This is a genomic window from Phycisphaeraceae bacterium (genome assembly GCA_019636555.1).
In the GTDB taxonomy this organism is placed as follows: Bacteria; Planctomycetota; Phycisphaerae; order Phycisphaerales; family UBA1924; genus JAFEBO01.
Window position 1 is genome coordinate 3,381,654 of the sequence record JAHBXH010000001.1, and the last position, 18,230, is coordinate 3,399,883.

Annotated in this window: 17 protein-coding genes; 11 read left to right on the forward strand and 6 right to left on the reverse strand. The window is 61.5% G+C overall.

Going from position 1 to position 18,230, the window contains the following annotated elements; translation table 11 throughout:
* The first annotated feature begins 1 nt into the window (after nucleotide 1).
* A complete protein-coding gene (locus tag KF691_14515) occupies nucleotides 2–2,878 on the forward strand; it encodes a hypothetical protein (GenBank protein ID MBX3390657.1) in 2,877 nt (958 codons plus the stop codon).
* Here KF691_14515 and KF691_14520 read toward each other — a convergent pair.
* Together KF691_14520 and KF691_14525 are read right to left on the reverse strand one after the other, a co-directional pair.
* A complete protein-coding gene (locus KF691_14520) occupies nucleotides 2,853–3,788 on the reverse strand; it encodes a class I SAM-dependent methyltransferase (GenBank protein ID MBX3390658.1) in 936 nt (311 codons plus the stop codon). The genes KF691_14515 and KF691_14520 overlap by 26 nt on opposite strands.
* Nucleotides 3,689–4,528: a polysaccharide deacetylase family protein gene (locus KF691_14525; protein MBX3390659.1), complete on the reverse strand. Its 840-nt coding sequence runs from the start codon at nucleotides 4,526–4,528 to the stop codon at nucleotides 3,689–3,691. The genes KF691_14520 and KF691_14525 overlap by 100 nt, the downstream gene beginning before the upstream one ends.
* Before the next feature lie 390 nt (nucleotides 4,529–4,918).
* Here KF691_14525 and KF691_14530 point away from each other — a divergent pair, with 390 nt between their 5' ends.
* Nucleotides 4,919–6,550 (forward strand): hypothetical protein, encoded by a 1,632-nt coding sequence (locus tag KF691_14530; GenBank protein ID MBX3390660.1) that lies wholly within the window; start codon nucleotides 4,919–4,921, stop codon nucleotides 6,548–6,550.
* Between the two features lie 57 nt (nucleotides 6,551–6,607).
* Here KF691_14530 and KF691_14535 read toward each other — a convergent pair whose 3' ends face one another.
* Both KF691_14535 and KF691_14540 read right to left on the reverse strand, forming a co-directional pair.
* Nucleotides 6,608–7,198: a hypothetical protein gene (locus tag KF691_14535; GenBank protein MBX3390661.1), complete on the reverse strand. Its 591-nt coding sequence runs from the start codon at nucleotides 7,196–7,198 to the stop codon at nucleotides 6,608–6,610.
* Between the two features lie 33 nt (nucleotides 7,199–7,231).
* Nucleotides 7,232–7,645, reverse strand: a complete 414-nt coding sequence (locus tag KF691_14540) for a VOC family protein (GenBank protein MBX3390662.1) — start codon at nucleotides 7,643–7,645, stop codon at nucleotides 7,232–7,234.
* 104 nt (nucleotides 7,646–7,749) lie between these two features.
* Here KF691_14540 and KF691_14545 point away from each other — a divergent pair, with 104 nt between their 5' ends.
* On the forward strand, nucleotides 7,750–8,301 hold the full coding sequence (locus KF691_14545) for a winged helix-turn-helix transcriptional regulator (protein ID MBX3390663.1): 552 nt from the start codon (nucleotides 7,750–7,752) through the stop codon (nucleotides 8,299–8,301).
* Between the two features lie 100 nt (nucleotides 8,302–8,401).
* Here KF691_14545 and KF691_14550 read toward each other — a convergent pair whose 3' ends face one another.
* Nucleotides 8,402–9,415 (reverse strand): isoaspartyl peptidase/L-asparaginase, encoded by a 1,014-nt coding sequence (locus tag KF691_14550; GenBank protein MBX3390664.1) that lies wholly within the window; start codon nucleotides 9,413–9,415, stop codon nucleotides 8,402–8,404.
* A gap of 54 nt (nucleotides 9,416–9,469) precedes the next feature.
* Here KF691_14550 and KF691_14555 point away from each other — a divergent pair, with 54 nt between their 5' ends.
* From KF691_14555 to KF691_14575, 5 genes are all read left to right on the forward strand, one after another.
* A complete protein-coding gene (locus KF691_14555) occupies nucleotides 9,470–10,321 on the forward strand; it encodes an alpha/beta fold hydrolase (protein ID MBX3390665.1) in 852 nt (283 codons plus the stop codon).
* A 215-nt stretch (nucleotides 10,322–10,536) separates the two neighbouring features.
* A complete protein-coding gene (locus KF691_14560) occupies nucleotides 10,537–11,073 on the forward strand; it encodes a carboxymuconolactone decarboxylase family protein (protein ID MBX3390666.1) in 537 nt (178 codons plus the stop codon).
* Nucleotides 11,074–11,097: 24 nt separating this feature from the next.
* Complete coding sequence (locus tag KF691_14565; protein ID MBX3390667.1) at nucleotides 11,098–11,712, forward strand: TetR/AcrR family transcriptional regulator; 615 nt, start codon at nucleotides 11,098–11,100, stop codon at nucleotides 11,710–11,712.
* Between the two features lie 48 nt (nucleotides 11,713–11,760).
* Nucleotides 11,761–12,330 (forward strand): DinB family protein, encoded by a 570-nt coding sequence (locus KF691_14570; GenBank protein ID MBX3390668.1) that lies wholly within the window; start codon nucleotides 11,761–11,763, stop codon nucleotides 12,328–12,330.
* Nucleotides 12,327–12,875, forward strand: coding sequence for a DUF1572 family protein (locus tag KF691_14575; GenBank protein MBX3390669.1), 549 nt, complete (start codon nucleotides 12,327–12,329; stop codon nucleotides 12,873–12,875). The genes KF691_14570 and KF691_14575 overlap by 4 nt, the downstream gene beginning before the upstream one ends.
* A gap of 39 nt (nucleotides 12,876–12,914) precedes the next feature.
* On the opposite strand, the gene KF691_14580 is transcribed toward KF691_14575, so the two are convergent.
* Entirely contained in the window at nucleotides 12,915–13,928 is a 1,014-nt protein-coding gene (locus KF691_14580) for a transporter (protein ID MBX3390670.1), read from the reverse strand.
* A 328-nt stretch (nucleotides 13,929–14,256) separates the two neighbouring features.
* On the opposite strand from KF691_14580, the gene kdpF reads away from it, so the two are divergent.
* From kdpF to kdpB, 3 genes are read left to right on the forward strand one after another with little or no spacing between them, the layout of a single operon-like run.
* On the forward strand, nucleotides 14,257–14,349 hold the full coding sequence (kdpF, locus tag KF691_14585) for a K(+)-transporting ATPase subunit F (GenBank protein MBX3390671.1): 93 nt from the start codon (nucleotides 14,257–14,259) through the stop codon (nucleotides 14,347–14,349).
* Nucleotides 14,346–16,139: a potassium-transporting ATPase subunit KdpA gene (kdpA, locus tag KF691_14590; protein ID MBX3390672.1), complete on the forward strand. Its 1,794-nt coding sequence runs from the start codon at nucleotides 14,346–14,348 to the stop codon at nucleotides 16,137–16,139. Before kdpF ends, kdpA begins: the two co-directional genes overlap by 4 nt.
* 4 nt (nucleotides 16,140–16,143) lie before the next feature.
* Entirely contained in the window at nucleotides 16,144–18,225 is a 2,082-nt protein-coding gene (gene kdpB / locus KF691_14595; protein MBX3390673.1) for a potassium-transporting ATPase subunit KdpB, read from the forward strand.
* The last annotated feature ends 5 nt before the right edge of the window (nucleotides 18,226–18,230 follow it).

An 18,230-nucleotide genomic window follows, 5' to 3' on the forward strand; every position in this document is an offset into this window, starting at 1 on the left:
CATGCTCCGCGAACACTTCCATATCGTCGCCGTCGCACTCGCGCTCACCTCGCATTCGCTCGCACAGGCGCCGGAGGCCGCTTCCTCGACGACCGAGGCGTCGCGACCGTCCGCGGCGGGTCGGATCGTGCGGCTCTTTGACTTCGAAGAACGTGAATCCAACCCCAACCCGGTCCCGCGTTTCTGGACACGAAACCAGGACCAGCCGGACCGCCCCCACCCCGGCTTCCCGCGTTTCAACTCCATCGAACTCGACGAACTGGAAGACGAGCCGCTCGCTACTCGAGGCTGTGTCCGGCTCTCGACGCGCGGCGGGTCAACTTCTCTGTTGCTTGATGGCGGCGTCATCCCCGTTTTCAAGGAAGCGGATTACCTGGTCGGTGCACGCGTCCGCACCGATGGGCTCCAGCACGCCCGCGCGGCGCTCGCCGTGCGCTTTCTCGACGAAAAACTCCGGCCGATTCCGGCGAGCGAACTGCTTTCGGAGCCGATCAACTCCCAGGGGCGTTGGACCAAACTCGCCGTTCCCATTCGCGGGGAGTTCCCCCAGGCCGCGTTCGTGCAGTTCGAACTCCTTCTGCTTCAGCCGGATCAACTGCGGGCCAGAACAAGCCTTTCAGCGAAGTCCTCCACCGAGCCGGGTCCAAAGGGATCCGGAGCGATCGATGCTCCACCCGCCCTCGACAATTCGATCGAGCTGCGCAAGCAGGATCTCTCGGGCTCGGCTTACTTCGACGACGTCAGCATCGTTCAACTGCCCCGGCTTGAATTGACGACTCAGGTCGTCACCAACATCATCGCGGCGCCCGAATCGCCGGTGATTCATCTTCTGGTGCGAGACCTCACAGGTGAAGCACTCGCCGGCAAATTGATCGTTCTGGATTCATCCGGACGCACTGTTGATACCCGGGCAATCTCGATCGGAGAGGGGCGGAGCCGCACGAACTGGAACCCCGCCCTACCTGGCTACGGCTGGTACCGAGCCGTTTTGGACATGTCCAATTCGTTGGCAAGAGTTGGGGCGACGTATCTCGACTTCGCCTGGCTGCCGCCGCAGCCCGAGTCCACTCCCGGCTTTGCGTATAGCGCTGCAGGGTCAGCGCCGCGATTCTGGTTGATATCGCGGGAAGTTCCTTCATCAGCCTATCCCACGCTCGCACAGACGTGCAAAGAGATCCGTTCGAGCGGACTGAGCGTGCCCGTCTGGACTCCCGGGCTCACAGATTCGCTCGTGCCCGCGCGCTCTGCTTCGCTCCGCCCCCTGGTCGATTCATTCCGTTCCGAACGCCTGGATCTGGCCTTCTCACTTCCGGTTGTTCCCGAGGCGGCGACCGATCCGAAGGCGATCGTCGCGGTCGACCCCTGGACATTGCTGGTATCACAGCCGAAGCTGGCCCACCCACTATTGGACGCGTTTCTCGATGACTACGGCCAAACCGTGCAGCGCTGGCAGATCGGCTGGTTTGGGTCGAGGAATCTCCCGGCACCCGGCGCGTTTCGGTCGGGCCTCGCCTCAATCGAATCAACTCTGGGAAAACTCGTCCCGGGCCCGATTGTTGTTCTGCCGACTTCGATGGAAGAACTCACCGTTGCCGCGGCGGAAACGGACCTCGAACCCGCGGTATTCATGCCGCACGATGCGCTCCCGACTTCGTGTGCTCTTGCGATCGAGGGGTGGCGTGACGCCGCTCCGTCGAGCGCTCAGGGCATTCGGCGACTGTTCGCGGCGCTCGCGTGCTCGCCGGAGGGGCAGCTTGATGCAAGCGACGCCGCCGCCTCGCTCGTGAAGCGCGCCGTCCGGGTGTGGTCTGCTGCGACGCGATCGCGTCCGGATTCACAGTCGCGTGATTTCGTGAGCGCGGCGCTCATCGACCCCTGGACTCTTCGCGGGGAGCGGACACCCCAACTCATGCCCCGGCCGGAACTCGCGGCATGGCGCGCCACCATCGATCGGCTTTCCAATCGCGATTTTGTCTGCGAATTTCCTCTCCCGGCAGGGGGCGAGGCATATCTGTTTGGCGACCGCAGCGGTTCGGCGTCTCGCCGCTCCGGAGTGCTCGTGCTCTGGAATGACGCCGCGCCGCCCGAACAGGTCAAGCTGCAGAACTATCTCGGACCGGATCCCATCGAGGCAGTCGATGTGTTCGGCAATCACGCGCCGCTGACCGATCCTTCGCGCGCTCCTCTTGCGATTTCCTCCACGCCCGTCTTCATCGAGGGAGTCGATGCGGAATTGCTGCACTTCGTCGCGAGCTTTTCGATCGACCCGCCTTTGCTCTCGATGACGAGCCCCGAAACGCAGCACAACATCCAGATCACCAACACGTGGCCTATGCCGATCAGCGGGACGCTTCTATTGCTCGAACCGGGCGGGCTGGGTTCGTCGGCCCGGCGTGATCGCACCTGGCGGATCAATCCCCGCACATTCAGCTTTGCGCTCGCGCCGGGAGAGGTGACAAATCTCCCGATGACCGTTTCATTCGGAACGGCGGAAGAAGTCGGAACGAAGCCATTCGTGTTCAATGTCGAACTCGCGGCCGGTCATTCGTACGAACCATTTCGCGTCACCTCGCGGATGGAGCTTGGCCTTCGGGATATCTCGTTTTCCGTAACCGCGACCCCTCGGGGAGACGATGTGATCCTCGAAGCAACGATCAGCAATCAGTCCCGGGCGCCGTTGACTCTGGTGATGACCGCCTTCCCGCCCGAGATGCCGCGGCAGCTCGTCGATGTGGGCGAGGTCATGCCCGGCAATCAGGTAATTCACCGCTTCACTCTCCGAAAGGTCTATCCGTCGCACAAGGGCCAGCGCGTCCCGGTCGCGATCTCGGACCCGGAAGCGGGGATCAGAATCAATCGCTCCGTCCTGATCCCCTGACCGAGAGTGGGTGCTCCGGCCGAGCGAGCAGCCAGATCGCGTAGCCGATTGCGCCGGGATCGAATCGCGCGGCGGACTCGTTGACGATACCGATCACCACGAGTCCGGATCGGGCGACCGCATTTTCCCACTGTTCGCGCGAGAAGCTGAGCAGCGAATACGACGCCGAGCGGATCTCGGTCTTGTTTCCGCGCCGAATTTCGAGCACGCTGTCCACCCGCTCGGCCCTTTCGCGCGCTGTTTTTCGGCCAGCGGCAGGTGTGTAGTTCACGATTTGCTTGACGGAAATGCCTCTTCGCGAACTCTTCCAAATATCTTCCGTCGGTGCCTCGGCGCCGTACACGCTCAGGCTGATTCCGACCGCGTAGACGCCGCCCGGCGCGAGGACCCGTCGGATCATCCGAAGGTGCCGAACCAATTCGGCATCGGACGCGACATGGCGGATCGAATTGATCGGGCAGAACGCCAATCCGACCGAATCCGCGCGAACTCTTCGGCCAAACGTGTCGAACCTGTCGCGCCACACCCGGATCGCAGAAGACTTGTTCGCGCCGAGCTCTCGCAAGCGCGCCATCGCAAACTTGACCATGTTCGCGTCGAGATCAAAGCCACGCACGATCCAACCGGCGCGTGCCAGCCGTTCGAGATACCGGCCCGTTCCGCAGGCGGGTTCGAGCGCGACGCGCGGCGCCGCCGCGCTCACGCGCTTCCAAACCCTGGCGAGCGTCCGTGCTTCGGAGTGCGTGCCGGGTTCGTGCAAGAGGTCGTAGATCACCGGATCGTCGTACAGCCCGGCTTGCCTCGACAGTTCTACGCCGAAGTCATCGCGAGCGACGAGACCATGTCCGGAAAGACCGGACGGGCGCTTCTTCGCTCGTGCTTGACGGTTGACTGCCAGTCGCTGGGCCATTCGTAATCATTCCCGCTCTCCCGCAGCGCGCTTCTCGCCAGGAAGTACATGTTGTGATGAATCGGCCAGGAGCCCATGATGTGATCCCGACGCAGGCAAACTTCGCGCCGTTCGGCGGGCATCGGGCGCGGCAAGTGGCAGCCACGGATCGCCGAAGCGCAGCTCGCGTAGCCTGCGTCGAACACCGCCCTGCCTGCGAGAGCACCGAATGTCTCCCACTTGCCGGTCGGCCAGGCGAAGTGTTTCACTCCGCCCAGACGCCGGCGAAGCACGTCGGCGGACAATTCCAGCTCGTCGATCGCCTGCTCGGCCGTAACGTCGGCCATATTCGGATGCGAATAGGTGTGACTTCCGATCTCGTGGCCGCGAGAGAGCATGTCTTCGATTTCCCCCCACGAGAGAACCTCCATTGCAGGGTAATGAAGCCTTGTCTCGGCAAAACGCTTCACGAGACGCCGGTCCGGCTCCCCCACGATCGCCGGGCAAACAAAGAAGCAGCCCTTGATCCCCAGCTCATCCATCACGCGCGAAGCGTTCAGGGTCGTCCGCAGCCCGTCGTCGAAACTCACGCACGCATAGGGGCGATCGATCTTCCCGGAATACACAAGTTCGACCGCCTTCGAATACGTGACAAACTCGTGCGTGCTGCCGATTTCCCTGAGCGTGTTTCTGAAGCCTTCGATCTCGTCGTCAAACACATGATGGAGATACACAAATTGGACGCGAGGTCGGCTCAGCACGCGCGGGAATTCTCCCGTGGCGCGCAACTTCGCAAAGTGCAACTCGATAAACCAATGTCGAGCCGCGCTCCGTATGGAGCGTTCATTCACATCGCAAGAACTTGTCGCAAACCCGTCCTGGCTCACCGGCGGCCTCTCCGATGTCCTTCGCCCGAACTACCGGACCAATGTCTCCGGCCCGACAAATCTGTGCGGCGACGCAACCTGTATTCGGGCGGACCTGGCGACGGATCAAGGATTAGGTATTTCGACTACCAATTCTACATGAAATGCAGATGAAACTGCACTAAACGGAAATTCCGTGTGTTGCAGTGTCTGCGTGTTTGTATTTTGTTTGGCCCAACGGCGCATTTTGTGTGGTACAACAACGAACTCCTCGAGTGCGTTCTTATGCGAAGACCTGCCATCAGCTTTGCGCTTGCTTCGATTCTGCCGCTGGGATCGGCAGCTCTCGCGGCTCCGAAGATTTCGGTCTCGCTCGAACCAAGCTCCGCCCCGGTGAACCGGCCGGGTCGCATGGTCGTTTTCCTGGTGAACTCAGACTCGGGGCTCGACGAGAAGACTGCGCCGATCGACGGACCGTTCTGGGAATCCGAGCAGCCGATTTTCGGAATGGATTTCGACTCCCTTCTGCCGGATCGAGAGATCGTGATCGATGCGGGAGCCGACGGATATCCCGGCAACGTTGGCGCGCTCAAGCGGGGAAAGTATCGCGCGCAGGCATGCGCGATCGTTCGACGCGAGGACAGCAACTGGAAGCGAGTGAGCGGCAATCTGTATTCTGAGCGTGGCGATCTCGAGATCGACGCGGACGGAAACGGGAGCGTCCGGCTCAAGCTCGATCGCCTCACGCAAGCCCCGGACCGAAAGTCGGTCGACGGCGTTGATTGGTTCGCGACACCTTCGACACTGCTGAGCGATTTTCGAGGCGAACCGGTCGAGTTGCGGGCCGGAGTCGTTTTTCCGCTCGAATACGACCCCTCCAAAAAATACCGCGCGATCTACTTCGTGCCCGGTTTTGGAGGCGACGACCTTGACGCCGCTCGCTTCGCGATCGAGCGCGCGAGTTCGACCGGCCCGGCGCGAGACCTCGCCAAGCAAACATTTCTGATCGTTCTGAACCCCGAGGGGCCAAACGGCCACACACTGTTCGCCGACTCCGCGAACAACGGGCCGTGCGCCAAGGCGCTCACGACCGAACTCATCCCCGCGCTCGAAAAGGAGTTTCCGCTGATCGCCAAGCCCGAGGCTCGCATCCTCCGCGGCCACTCGTCGGGCGGCTGGTCCACGATCTGGCTCGCGCTCACCGAACCAAACACCTTCGGCGTCGCGTGGTCCTCTTCGCCCGATCCAGTGGATTTCCGCAAGTTTCAGGTCGTGAACATCTACGACGAAGACAATTTCTACACCGCCCCCACCAAAACCGAGTCCGGTGCGCTCATGTGCGAAGACCGCCCGAGCTTTCGCGAACTCGATCGCACCACCGGCAAAGCTCGCAACGTCATGACCATCCGTCGCGAAGCGATGCAGGAGGATGTCCTCGGCCCCGACAACACCTCCGGCCAGCAATGGGATTCGTGGTTCGCCGTCTTCGGCCCGCGGAACGCCGCTGGCCATCCCGCGGCACTCTTCGATCCCGCAACCGGCGTCATCGATCACGCCGTAGCGGAGAAATATCGCGCCTTCGACATCGGCGCGATGGTTCGCGCCGACCCCGATCGCTACCTCCCGCTTTTGCGATACAACGTGCGCATCATGGTCGGCGATTCAGACAGCTTCTTCCTAAACGAAGCAGTCTCGCTGCTCAAGGAAGACGTGGACCATCTGGTTGCGGCGAAGGAACAACCAAGCCAAACCGGATGGAGCGACGAGGCTCCCGCAGGACATCCACCGCCGCCGGAAGGGTACATCAAGGTGCTTCCCGGCTACGACCACGGCACGATCTTTCAGTCTCCTGAAATCCGAGCGATCGACCGGGAGATGCTCGACTATCTGAAGGATCTCGATTCGCCGCACAAGTAGCGCTGTTCTGGTGGGGGCTCGTGATACGCCACCAAGCCCTGACAGCTTCGGTTCGCCTCAGAGTGGCTTGCGGCTCAACTCGAAATTCAGCGGCTTGCGCTGCTTTTTTCCGGCCTCGACAGCCGCCGGAGTCGGCGCGGCAAATTCCACGTCGATGTTGAGCTTTCCGTCGCGCTCCGAATATCTACACCGCGCGACGTCGCCCGCATCGCGGAACGCATCGAAGCGGAGCATCGTCGGAGTCTTTTCGGCGAGCGCAAAGACCATCGGCTTTTCCTTTTCTTCCCACGCAACACCCTGCGCGGAATGATGGCGCAGACGCAGAAGGAGCGTTCCGTTCTCCTCTTGAATCGTGAGAAGCTCGAAGACCGACGCGTTTCCGTCTGGTTTGTTCCAGCGGAACATGCCGATGCAGTTGCGGCCATTGGGCTCGCTCCAGGTCTCTTCAACGAACGAATCGGCGCCCATCGAGCCCTGCCAGCAACCCTTCAGGAACGATGCGTCCGCAAGAGTCGCCGTGATCCCGTTTGCCGGCGCGGAGGCGCCGGAAGTTTGCGGAGTGGCCGGATCGGCGGCCCCGAACATCGCGGCACCGGCCGCAAGCGCCACGAATATCGCACCCGTCTGCATTTTCGATCGCATGTTCATGTTTGATTTCCAAATCGCAGTTGCGCACGCGGTTCACGACTTCTGAAGGTCCTGATACAACATGAGCGCGTTCCCGTCCGGATCGAAGAATGTCGCGAGCTTCACCATCCCCGGTATTTCACGCGTCGCGCCGTCGAACCGAACGCCCTGCTTTTCCATCTTCCCGCGAGCGGCTTCGATATTCGTGACGCCGAAGGTCGGCACCGGACCGGAACCGACCCGCGGCTTTTCGACTTCGGACAGACCGATGTTGACTTTCGAGACCGCGGTCGCGAGTTCGCACCAACCGATCTCCGCAACATCATAAAGCAGTTTGAAGCCGAGCACCCTTTCGTACCAGGCGATCGACTTCTTTCGATCGGTGCACTGGCAGGAAAGGGTGAGGCCCCCGTCGAACCCGAGGCCTTCGGACGCCGGTGCGGACTTTGGTGATCCCGTGGTGGTCATGGCTTGCTCCTGAGGATGAATCTTCAAACCAAAAAGCCCATCGACAAACGGAATATAGCCGCTATACTTTATGTGTCAATCCGTTTTTTGAATACCCGGTAAAAATGTCACAAGTCCCGGACACTCTCCTGCATCTCTTTGCCCGCCGGTGGTGCATCCCCATCCTGGCGGAGCTCAAAAGGAGCGACGGAAGCAAGTTCGTCACGCTCTCCAGGCGCCTCGGCGCAAGCCCCGTCGCGGTGCGCCAATCGCTCGACCATCTCATGGCCCTCGGCCTCGCGCAGCCGAATCCCGGCTACGGCCACCCGCTCCGGCCCGAGTACATCCTCACCGAATCGGGCGAAGCGCTCGGTCCGGCGACGGTCACGCTCGATCGGGCGATCACGCGCCTCGAACTCCGACAGTCGGCTCTGCTGCGCTGGTCGATGCCGACGCTCTTTGTGGTCGGCAACTCGCCGCGTGCAAGGTTTTCGGAAATCGGCTGGGCGCTCGGGCCGGTCACGGACAGAGCGCTCGCGCAGACCCTAAAAAAACTGCAAGCCGATCAAGTAATCAAGCGGCAGGTGGACGATTCGTTTCCTCCGGCGCCGCGATACGAGGTCGATCGACGCGGACGTCCTCTGCTCGAACCGTTGATCGAGATCGCCTTCTGCTAGCGCTTCACGCCGAGTTCCCAGAGCCAACGCGGAGCGGAAACCATTGCCGGCGTACTCGATCGGCGTGCGCAGCGAGAGCGAATTCAAACTCCGCGGCCACTTAGTCCTCCCAGATCCGCACTTCGAATCGGCCCTCGCTGTTGGCGCTGCCGCGGTACATGCCGGCGCTGCTGTAGGGCATCGCGATATTTCCGTGCGCATCGAGCGCGATCAATCCGCCGTCCCTGGGCTTGAGCCCCTTGAAGATGTAATAGTCGCTCGCCTCTTGCACGCCCTCGCCGAGCAGGCGCATGCGCGTCGCGACGCCGCTGGCGACAGCGTTGCGGATGAATTGCTCACCCGTTCCTGTGCAGCTCACCGCGACAAGATCGTTCGCATAGGTTCCGGCGCCGATGATCGGCGCATCGCCGACACGACCGGGCATCTTGCCGGTCATTCCGCCGGTGCTAGTTGCCGCGGCGAGGCGTCCCGAGGTATCGAGCGCGACGACCCCCACCGTTCCGTATTTCCTTGCCGCGGGAGCTTCGGTCACCGTGCGTCGCTTTTCGAGTTCCGCTTCGAGTTGCCGACGGCGGCGTTCGGTGATGAAATAGGAATTCGGAACCCGCTCCACACCCGCTCTTTCCGCGAAATCATCCGCACCCGGGCCGACCAGCAGCACATGCGGCGTTCGTTGCATGACGATCCGCGCGAGCGAGATCGGGTTCTTGACGGTAGTTACGCTCGCGACAGCGCCCGCTCTCGGCGCGCTCGCTTCGCTGCCTCCTTTTCCGCCGTCCATGATCGCGGCGTCGAGTTCGACTGTGCCGCGCTCGGTGAGCGTCGCTCCTTTTCCGGCGTTGAAGAGCTCATCATCCTCCATCATGCAGACAAGCGCTTCGCAAACATCAAGCGAGGATTCTCCCGCGGCAAGCCTCCGCTCGCCTTCGCGCAGAACGTTTTCCATCGCATCGCGATACGCCGCCTCAAGTTGCGCCGACTCTCCCCGATTAATCGCGCCCGCGCCGCCGTGAATCGCGATGGCCCACTGTGAAGCAGGCGCGGCCCTTGTGTTTGTATTCACCGAACACCCGCTCGCGATGAGAAGCAGAATCGCTAGGATGGTTCTGAACATGGGCGCAGAATACATCAACCGCTTGATGAACGTGAAGAGCTTGGGGGCGCGGTCATGATCGCTTTGCTCGCTTCCAGCGGTTTTCGCATGGCCCGGGCGCTGCTCGTGTTCGTGCTGGGCGGCTGCAACCTGATGAATCAGATTCCCAAGGGCGGGCCGCCCCCAGTGCCTCCGGAACTGGTGCAGGTCGTTCACTTTCCGACGACGGACACGCTGACGCTTGAAGGCTGGTTTCTCCCCGGCTCGCAGTTGATCGCGAACCCCGGAACTCGCCAGCCCGCAGTGCTGTTCTGCCACGGCGTGCAGGATTCGGCCGATTCCAACATGGCCGACTTCATCAAGCAGGCGGGATACACCGTCTTCTCTTTTGACTACCGGGGTTTCGGGAATTCGAGCAAGGCCGATCTCACCGCGACAACGCTCGCCGAAGACTCGTGGGCGGCGTTCGAGTATCTGCGCTCGCGCCCCGATGTCGACCCGGACAAGATCGCGGTCTACGGGCACAGCCTGGGCGGGGCGATGGCGTTGAGCGTGGGCTCCCGCGCATTCAAAGAAAACATTCCGGTCGCGTGCGTGGTGAGCGCCTCGGCATTTTCGACCTACCGGCGGGCGATGAACGACTTTGTCCCGATCGCCGGATTCATGCTCGGCGGTACCGACGAGCCCGATCCGGAAGACTGGGCGGCGGGACTCGGCAATATCCCGCTGCTCATCACGCACGGCGAGCGCGACGACATCCTGCCGGTGTACCACGCGCGGAGGATCGCGGCCTCCGCGAAAGAGGCGGGCGTGCCGACTGAAGTGGTGATCGACTCCAGGGGCGACCACATCGTCGCGTACGTGTACGGGACGTACCTGCCGCAGGCGATTCTGCAATTCCTCGGGCGGCACATCGGATCGCCGTGAAGCGGCTTCATTGACACGACCCCCACCCCCACCCCCTCCCCCTCCCCCCAGCCCAACGATTCCGACACGGTACGTCATTCATTTTTCGCTTTTTTGAATCCGGACCGTCACTATACAGACCGGTCTACATCACACAGGTGTGGGACACGCTCGTCGCCCCCACGCCCCATCCCATACACCCGCTCCCGCCCCTCAAACCAATTGGAGAACAACCGATGTCACGACTCCCCGCCATTTCGCCCCAAGCCGCCACGGGAAAGACCAAGGAACTGCTCGACGCCGTGAAGCACAAGCTCGGACTGGTCCCGAACATGACGAAGGTCATGGCGAACTCGCCCGCCGTGCTCGATGGGTACCTCGCCTTCTCGGGTGCGCTCAATGCGTCGTCAATCCCGGCAAAGCTGCGCGAGCAGATTGCGATCGTCACGGCGCAGACAAACGCCTGCAATTACTGTCTTTCGGCGCACTCCGCGATCGGGAAGATGGTCGGCCTGACGCCCGATGAGATCGGTGCCAGCCGCAACGCGGGATCGCCGGAAGCCAAGACCGCCGCGGCGCTGCAGTTCGCTCGCCGCCTGGCGCAGACCGGAGGCACGCTTTCGGCCTCGGACTTTGAGTCCGTCCGGAAAGTGGGCTGGAACGACCGGGAGATCGCCGAAATCATCGGCGCCGTCGCGCTCAACCTTTTCACGAATGTTTTCAACAAGAGCGCGGAGACCGAGATCGATTTCCCGCTCGTTCAGGCAACCTGAACGACAAGCCAAGAATTGCGGCCCATGCCGACTGGCAAGTCAAAGTCCGACACGCCCCTCGCGGATTTTCGCCCGAGCGGGCGTTTGTCCGCGCGCGACAAGTTGTTGAAAGCCGCGGATGAACTCTTTTATGCGCACGGCATTAGCGCCATCGGCATCGACCGGGTGATCGCGAAGGCCGGTGTCGCGAAGATGTCGCTCTATCACCACTTCGATTCGAAGGATGCGCTCGTGGCGGCATGGCTCGAACGCAAGCACGGAGCGTGGATGGCGTGGCTGCGCGGCATCGTCGAAACATCGGCGCCGGCGAAACGGCCGCTGGCGATTTTCGATGCGCTCGACAGTTGGTTCCACACCGAGAATTTCAAAGGGTGCGCATTCATCAACGTCGCGGCCGAGGTCAAGGATCCGCGTTCCAAAGCCTTCCGGATCTCGGCGGCACACACGGCGGAACTCAATTCCTCGATCCGGGGATGGATCGCCGGCGCCAAGCCCAAGCTCGGGGATCGCGACCTTGATCGTGCGGCGCAGGAAGTGAGCATGCTGGTCGCGGGAGCGATCGTCTGGGCGGCGATGCACGGGCCAGATGGTGCTGCCGATCGCGGCAAGGAATCAACCAAGCGTCTGCTCGAGACCTGAACTTTTGCCGCGGGCGGTTCATACATTGATTCCTTCCGGAGCACCCACATGAAGATTCCCTCGACATGCGATCCGTACGACATCCTGCTCAATCACAATTTGTGGGCGACGCGCGAACTGCTGCGCGTCGCGCGAAAACTCACCCCGGAGCAATTTGCCCAGCCGTTCAAAATCGGTTTGGCGGAAAAAAGCGGGCTGCACGGCCTACTGACGCACATCATCAGCGTGATGGGGCGCTGGGCGGATCGCATTGCGGGGAAGCCGCCGCGGCTGCCGCTGGAGCCTGCGTGGGGCGGGTACACCGGAGCGGTCGACGCGAAGGTCCGCACGCCCGATGAACTGGATGCGATCCTCGACACAAATCATCGCGACCTGGCGGCACTCGTGCCGGCGATCCGCGCGGACCCCGGAAGGGTTGTTCGCGTCGATTTCGGCGTTGCACCATCGGCATTCACTGCTTCGGCGCTGCTGCTCCACGTGCTTACGCACGGACACTATCACCGGGCGCAGGCGGTGAATGTGCTGCGGCAACTGAACATTGCCGACGTCTCGGACAAGTTGCCCGATCTCGCCGTGATCACATGGCAGGCAACAACAGATCTACGGGAGCAGCCATGAGCCGCGTCGTGCTGAGCGCGATCGAAGCGGAGTTCCGGCGGTACCGGATGCTGTCGGAGCGCGCTGCGGAACAATTGCCGTGGGATCAGTTGCGCATTGCGCTCGACAAGGAAACGAACTCGATCGCGGTGATCATGAAGCATGTGGGGGGAAATCTTCGTTCGCGCTGGACGGACGCGCTGACGACCGACGGCGAGAAGCCGTGGCGGAATCGCGATACGGAGTTTGTGGACGACTTTGCGGATCGCGAGGCGTTGATGTCGATCTGGAGCGCCGGCTGGAGCGCGCTCGAGACTCAGCTCGCGGCGCTCACGGATGCGGACCTCGCAAAGACCATCACGATCCGCGGCGAGCCGCACACCGTGATGCTCGCGCTCATGCGCTCGGTGACGCACATCGCGTATCACGCGGGGCAGATCATGCAGGTAGCTCGCGTGCTCGCTTCGCGAAGCGGAATCGAGTGGAAGACACTCACGGTTGCGCGGGGCGGGAGCGCGGAGTTCAACAAGCGATTCGGTTTCGATCAGGGAACTCTGGCGAGATGATTGCGACGCGAGAAGAGCGTGCGTCGCGCGGCGGGCCATTTAGAACAGGAAGCTGATTCCCGCGCCCGCAAAGAAGTTATTCGACTGGTGATTCAGCCCTACGCCTGCGCGCACGTCGAGCTGCACGCGATTCGTGAGCAAGTACGCCGCGCCGAAATCAAGATACTGCGCCGAGTTTGTCCCTTTCGCGTTGGGCCCGAAGAGAAAGTACTCGCCAAAGAACGAGAGTTGATCGTTCGCGGCATACGTCACGCAGACTCCGCCCTGTCCCTGCACGAAACGTTCGCCACTCGTGGTTGCGTAGGCAACGTTGAAGTTTCCGTAAATCCCCCACCCTTTGCCGAGGTCATAGGACCAGAGCAGCTTGAAGATCGGCTCGATGTCCTGATTGCTGATGCCGTCGGAGCCGATGCCGGTCGTTGTCGCGGCCTCGAATACAAGTCGTGGCAAGGCACCGTCCTGATCGGTCAATTTCAGCTTCAGACCGGGCAAGACATCGCTGAAACCGTTCGTCGTGGATGTGTTTCCATCCGCACTTGTCCGCGACCAGACATAGCCAGACGTGCTGAGCCGAAGCTCGAGGCGGTCGTCCAGAAACGTGTAGCGCGCGAGGATTTCGGGCGCATTCAGTGTCTGGGAGTTGACGCCACTGTGATTGTTGAGCGTGAACGTGTAGCCGGTTTCGAGTTGGAAGTGGCCTTGGGGCACGATGCCGGTGGTATCGCAGAAGCTCGGCCGATCCGTTGAGATCACGAGCGGTTTTGCGTCGGCCACTTCCCCCTGGGCGAGGGCAGAATTCATCGGGGCCGGCACCGCTTGCGGAGGTGCGGATTCATCGGCACTCGCGGAGTGGCACAAGACGCTGCCGGCGACCGCTCCAACCCACAAGCAGGTCGTTCTATTCTGCCGCGCGCGATGGCGAGCGGTTGCTCTGCCTTGACGCCAATCGAGCACGAAGATTCGCAGAAGGTTTAGCTCGGCCAGAGCAGCAGCGACGCCAAGCGCCGCGGCGACGATATTGACAACCGAAGACGTCTCGGCAATTGTGCTCATGAGGGGTTTCTCTCTTTGCATGAAGGGAGAATCGGCAGTGTTTCTTCCAGCGTCGATCAACAACGCATCAGAAAACAGCCCTGCCGCATAAGGCGCCCATAAGAACGCGTCGCTCTTTATACGTTCTTTATGCGCACAGCGTGTTCCCTTATGCGCGTCCTATCGACGCGGGGCGTACATCGGACGATGCTTGATGCGTCCATCTTCCACGAGGTTCACTCATGCCCGATTTCACATTCCTGTTGCTGATTTCCGCCCTGGTCCTTGCCACTTTCGGTTTCATCCGAGTATGCGATCTGCTCGCCCCGCGTGAGCAAAGGAGCGTCAAGTGAGCTGGATTTATCTGCTCGGAGCCGTGGTTGCCGCGGCGCTCTTCGTGTACCTGCTGTGTGCCCTGCTCAAGCCGGAGTGGTTTCAATGACAACGTCGGGTGCTTTTCAGCTTGCGCTCTATTTCGCGGTGTTGCTTGCCTTGGTGAAGCCGCTTGGCTGGTTCATGGCGCGGGTTTATACAGAGCGGCCTTGCGGCCTTGATTCCGTTCTTGGACCATTCGAGCGGCTCTTCTACCGCCTTGCCGGTGTGAAGGCGGCCCAGGAAATGAACTGGAAGCAATACGCCGCGGCGGTCCTGATCTTCAGCGCGGTGGGCTTGTTCGTTGTGTATGGCCTGCAGCGATTCCAGGCGTCACTCGCATTCAATCCGCAAGGCTTGAGCGCCATCACTGCGGACTCGTCGTTCAACACGTCGATCTCGTTTGTCACCAACACAAATTGGCAGGGTTATGGCGGCGAGACGACCATGTCGTATCTCTCGCAGATGCTCGCGCTGGGCACACAGAACTTCGTGTCGGCCGCGACGGGCATGGCCGTTCTCGTAGCCCTCATCCGCGGGCTTTCGCGGCGATCTGCGGCGACGATCGGCAACTTCTGGGTCGATCTCACGCGATCGATCTTGTACATCCTGTTGCCATTGTCGGCCGTTTTCGCACTCGTTCTGGTTTCGCAGGGAGTAGTCCAGACGTTCAAGCCCTACCAGGCCGTGACCCTTACGCAGCCGCTCCAGTACGACGACCCGGTGCCCGAGGCCTCGGGAAACACGACGACTTCAGCAGATGGAAAGCCAGTGTCCAAAGCGGTCGCAGTCATCGAGCAGGTTCTTCCGCTCGGACCAGCGGCATCCCAAATTGCGATCAAGCAACTTGGCACCAACGGCGGCGGATTCTTCAGCGTCAACTCCGCACATCCGTACGAGAATCCCACGCCCTTGACGAACTTCCTCGAGTTGCTCGCGATCTTGCTGATCCCTGCCGCACTGTGCTGGACGTTTGGCGAGATGGTCGGAGATCGAAGGCAAGGATGGGCCGTGCTCGCGGCAATGTTGGCGATCTTTGTTGTCTTGCTCGGAGCGTGCGTGTGGGCGGAGTCTGGCACTAATCCGCGGCTCTCGGCGCTCGGTGTGGATTCCGCATTTGGATCCGCCGGCAACATGGAAGGGAAGGAAGTCCGCTTCGGAATCGCTAACTCCGCGCTCTGGGCCACCGCGACAACCGCCGCGAGCAACGGAAGCGTGAACGCGATGCATGATTCGTTCACGCCTTTGGGGGGGCTGATCCCGATGTGGCTTATGCAACTGGGAGAAGTGATCTTCGGGGGCGTCGGCTGCGGGCTTTACGGCATGCTGATGTTCGTGATCGTCGCGGTCTTTGTCGCGGGGCTCATGGTCGGTCGAACGCCGGAATACTTGGGTAAGAAGATCGAGCCGTTCGAAATGAAGATGGCGGCGCTGGCGGTACTCATGCCATGTGCGCTGGTGCTCCTCGGAACCGCGATCGCCGTGCTCGCCCCTCAGGGACAGACAACGAGCAACCCGGGTGCGCATGGATTCAGCCAGATCCTGTACGCCTTCTCTTCAGCCTCAAACAACAACGGCTCGGCCTTTGCCGGGCTCAGCGCGAACAACCCGTTCTACAACACGTCGCTCGGAATCTGCATGTTTCTCTCGCGGTTCTGGCTGATCGTCCCCGTGCTGGCGGTTGCCGGCTCGCTTGCGGGCAAGCGAGTATTGCCGACAACTTCGGGCACGCTTCCGACGCACACGCCGGTCTTCGTCGGCATGCTGATCTGCGTTGTCATCATCGTGGGAGCGTTGACGTTTGTTCCCGCGCTTGCGCTTGGTCCCATCGTCGAACAGCTCCAGTTGCAGGGGCACTAAAAACATGAACACCACTTCCGCAAGTTCCTGGTCGCTCTTTGATCCCACCATCGTGCGCGGCGCGATCGTTTCCGCGCTGACCAAGCTGAATCCGCGTGAACAGATTCACAATCCAGTCATGTTCGTCGTCTTCGTTGTCAGTCTGCTCACCACCTTGCTTTGGGTTCAAGCTCTCCTTGGCAAGGGTGAAGCTTCGGCGTCTTTCATCGGGTGGATTGCGCTCTGGCTGTGGTTCACCGTGCTCTTTGCGAACTTCGCGGAAGCGATGGCGGAAGGGCGAGGTAAAGCGCAGGCCGCCAGCCTCCGCAAAACACGTCGCGACGTGAAAGCCAAGAAGCTGCGTGACTCCCGAAGCCGCAAGGTGTTCGAGATCGTCGAAGGATCTGCTCTCCGCAAGGGCGATGTTGTTCTTGTCGAAACCGGCGAAGTCATCCCGGGCGATGGAGAAATCATCGAAGGCGTCGCGTCGGTCAATGAATCGGCAATCACCGGTGAATCCGCCCCGGTCATTCGTGAAGCCGGTGGTGATCGCTCCGCCGTGACCGGCGGTACCAACGTGTTGTCAGATTGGATCGTCGTGCGCATCGCGGCGGATCCCGGTCAGACGTTCCTTGATCGCATGATCGCGCTTGTGGAAGGGGCCAAGCGACAGAAAACTCCCAACGAAATCGCCCTCGACATTCTTCTGGCCAAACTCACGATCATCTTTCTTCTGGCGTGCGTGACGCTCCTCCCCTACTCGCTCTACGCCGTGACTCAGGCAAAGGCGACTGATCCCGGGTCGTCTGCAGCACCGGTTTCGGTCACCGTGCTTGTCGCCCTTCTGGTCTGCCTCATCCCCACAACCATCGGCGGGCTGCTTTCGGCGATCCGCATCGCAGGAATGGATCGCCTCGTTCAGGCCAATGTCATCGCCACAAGCGGCCGCGCGGTTGAAGCAGCGGGCGATGTGGACGTGCTATTGCTGGATAAGACGGGCACCATCACGCTTGGCAACCGGCAGGCCAGCCAGTTTCTGCCGGTCGATCACGCGACGTTGGAAGAGCTTGCCGATGCCGCCCAGCTGGCGTCGCTCGCCGATGAAACACCAGAAGGCCGCAGTATCGTCGTTCTCGCCAAGAAACACGGGCTGCGGGAACGGAACATCCACGAGCTGGGCGCCGCGTTCACGCCGTTCTCCGCACAGACCCGCATGAGCGGCGTCAGCGTGAACGGCAGGGAGATTCGCAAGGGCGCCTCGGACGCGATTGATGCGTATGTCACACGCATGGGCGCGCGCCCAAGCGAGCAGGCACGTGCGATTGTCAACGACGTTTCCAAGCGCGGCAGCACGCCGCTCGTGGTCGCCGATGGCAAAGGCCGAACGCTCGGCGTCATCGAGCTCAAGGACATCGTCAAGGGCGGTATCTCCGAACGATTCGCCGAGATGCGCCGGATGGGCATCAAAACCGTCATGATCACGGGCGACAATCCGGTGACAGCCGCGGCGATTGCCGCGGAGGCGGGTGTGGACGACTTCCTCGCGCAGGCAACCCCAGAAAACAAGCTCGATCTGATCCGCAAGTACCAGCAGGGCGGGCGGTTGGTCGCGATGACGGGTGACGGAACCAATGACGCGCCGGCGCTCGCGCAGGCCGACGTTGCCGTCGCCATGAATACAGGGACACAGGCGGCGAAAGAGGCCGGCAACATGGTGGACCTCGACAGCAACCCAACCAAGCTGATCGAGGTTGTTCAGATCGGCAAGCAGCTTCTGATGACCCGAGGCAGCCTGACGACGTTTTCCATCGCGAACGACGTAGCGAAGTACTTTGCGATCATCCCGGTCGCCTTTGCCGCCACCTATCCGCAGCTCAACGCCTTGAACATCATGAGGCTGAATCCGGCGACGGGGATTCTCTCGGCGGTGATCTTCAACGCACTCATTATCGTTGCTCTCATTCCGCTGGCCCTTCGCGGAGTGAAGTACAAGCCGGTCGAAGCTTCGGTGCTGCTCCGCAACAACCTGCTCGTCTACGGCGTCGGCGGCCTCATCGTGCCGTTCATCGGAATCAAGGCGATCGATGTGGTGCTCGGCTTTCTGTAGCACCT

Bases quoted from the DNA above. Each gene is read 5' to 3' on its own strand.
- KF691_14545 (MBX3390663.1), top strand. From the start codon at position 7,750: ATGTCACAAGTCCCGGACACTCTCCTGCATCTCTTTGCCCGCCGGTGG.
- kdpB (MBX3390673.1), top strand. From the start codon at position 16,144: ATGAACACCACTTCCGCAAGTTCCTGGTCGCTCTTTGATCCCACCATC.
- KF691_14575 (MBX3390669.1), top strand. From the start codon at position 12,327: ATGAGCCGCGTCGTGCTGAGCGCGATCGAAGCGGAGTTCCGGCGGTAC.
- KF691_14555 (MBX3390665.1), top strand. From the start codon at position 9,470: ATGATCGCTTTGCTCGCTTCCAGCGGTTTTCGCATGGCCCGGGCGCTG.
- KF691_14570 (MBX3390668.1), top strand. From the start codon at position 11,761: ATGAAGATTCCCTCGACATGCGATCCGTACGACATCCTGCTCAATCAC.
- KF691_14515 (MBX3390657.1), top strand. From the start codon at position 2: ATGCTCCGCGAACACTTCCATATCGTCGCCGTCGCACTCGCGCTCACC.
- KF691_14565 (MBX3390667.1), top strand. From the start codon at position 11,098: ATGCCGACTGGCAAGTCAAAGTCCGACACGCCCCTCGCGGATTTTCGC.
- KF691_14535 (MBX3390661.1), bottom strand. From the start codon at position 7,198: ATGAACATGCGATCGAAAATGCAGACGGGTGCGATATTCGTGGCGCTT.
- KF691_14580 (MBX3390670.1), bottom strand. From the start codon at position 13,928: ATGAGCACAATTGCCGAGACGTCTTCGGTTGTCAATATCGTCGCCGCG.
- KF691_14560 (MBX3390666.1), top strand. From the start codon at position 10,537: ATGTCACGACTCCCCGCCATTTCGCCCCAAGCCGCCACGGGAAAGACC.
- KF691_14540 (MBX3390662.1), bottom strand. From the start codon at position 7,645: ATGACCACCACGGGATCACCAAAGTCCGCACCGGCGTCCGAAGGCCTC.
- KF691_14520 (MBX3390658.1), bottom strand. From the start codon at position 3,788: ATGGCCCAGCGACTGGCAGTCAACCGTCAAGCACGAGCGAAGAAGCGC.
- KF691_14530 (MBX3390660.1), top strand. From the start codon at position 4,919: ATGCGAAGACCTGCCATCAGCTTTGCGCTTGCTTCGATTCTGCCGCTG.
- kdpA (MBX3390672.1), top strand. From the start codon at position 14,346: ATGACAACGTCGGGTGCTTTTCAGCTTGCGCTCTATTTCGCGGTGTTG.
- KF691_14550 (MBX3390664.1), bottom strand. From the start codon at position 9,415: ATGTTCAGAACCATCCTAGCGATTCTGCTTCTCATCGCGAGCGGGTGT.